Consider the following 1473-nt stretch of genomic DNA (forward strand, 5'->3'; position numbering starts at 1 on the left):
GTTGACATCCTCCCCGCCCTAAAGGGCGAGGATTCCCGAGCGTTGGGATATTAGGGTTCGCAACCCACCTGTTCGCTCGGTGCGAAACGCCCCGAGGTTTGATTGAACAGATAGGCTACTGGCCGTGCCAAACGACCGTTACTCATATCCCCCGTTGGGGGATTCTGAGTTATCTTTCTGCGAATGTTCACCGCACCATTCACGTCTGCGTTCATCGTTGCACCCCACGATTCACAGACGTACAACCCACGCTCCACACGGCTCGCCTCACGCTTCCGACCACAACACGAACACGTCTTGCTCGTGTCCCGCTCGCTCTTTCGGTCAACGAGGATACCGTGTTCCTCAGCCTTGTATTCAAGCAACGTGGTGAAACGGTCGAACTCCCATCCGTGGAGTTTCTTATTCCCGCACTTACCCCAGTTCCGCGAGTCACCGTTCTCCTCTTCTCGAATCTTGCTCAAGTCGCCAACAGCCATGCGACCGACCGCGTGGTCAATGCACTGCTCAACGATGTGTTTGGCGAGGGCGTGCAGGAAGTGGTCTTTCCGACGCGAGAGTTTCTGTCGGGCGCGGAGCGCACGGCGTGACGGGCCGTTCTCGCCTTCGGTGTCGTACTCGTCGCGGGTGAAGTAGTGCTTGTCCTGTTTCAGTACGTTCCCCGGATACAACTCCGCATCACCGTCGTCGTAGGCGATAGCGAGGTAGTTCTTGATACCGAGATCGATTCCAGCTGTGTTGTCGCCGGGTGCGTCCTCGACGGGAATTTCGACCTTACAGACGAGGTGCAGTTCCCAGCGGTCGCCGTCCCACACTGCTCGCACTTGCTGGATGTTCTCCACGGTTACGTCCGGTCGTGTTTCGTACTCTGTGAGGATGAAGTCTGAGCGGTGGTTCTTCAGGTTGAAGCCCTTGCTCAGGCGGAGTTTGTTGTGCTTGGAGTCGTGTTTGATGCCGTTCTGCTTCCACGTCACGGTGGAACGCGGGTGTTTGTCGCCTCGCTTTCGGTATCCGGGTGGATTCGCGTCGGTGTCGCCATTCTTGCGCTTTTTGAACCAACCGTTGAACGACTCAGCGAGTTCTTCGAGAACGCGCTGACTTGACTGAGAATGTAGGTCACTGTATCGTTCGTGGTCTTTTAGTTCGCGCTTGAGGTCGGCTTCGGACGGAATCTCTCCCGTGTCATCCCATTCTTGCTGGGAGTGATAGCGGGCGACGTTCCACAGTTTGGATGCTGAGTACCCGCAATCACCGAGGTCGTCACTCACCTGTTGGTGGTTGACGATTTTCGCTCGATAGGTGCGAGTTGTCTCCAGCATCGTACTGTGTCCATAAGTACTTATAGAATATTTCTATTAAATACAGTGGTTGAGCGTAGAATATCCGGCAGTGCCATCGGCGGTGGGTTGTGTAGGAATTGTCGGCTGTATCCCCGCCCTTCAGGGCGGGGTTTTAGCCTTGTAACTTCGATAA

Annotated in this window: 1 protein-coding gene; it reads right to left on the minus strand. The window is 55.5% G+C overall.

What is annotated here, in order from left to right; translation table 11 throughout:
• Window positions 1-50: 50 nt before the first annotated feature.
• Window positions 51-1319 carry an RNA-guided endonuclease InsQ/TnpB family protein gene (locus ACFQEU_RS15805; RefSeq protein ID WP_379783719.1) on the minus strand — a complete coding sequence of 423 codons (1269 nt, stop codon included), beginning with the start codon at window positions 1317-1319 and terminating at the stop codon, window positions 51-53.
• Window positions 1320-1473: the final 154 nt, after the last annotated feature.

The sequence above is a fragment of the Halorubrum tibetense genome, from assembly GCF_042661865.1.
GTDB classification, from domain to species: domain Archaea; phylum Halobacteriota; class Halobacteria; order Halobacteriales; family Haloferacaceae; genus Halorubrum; species Halorubrum tibetense.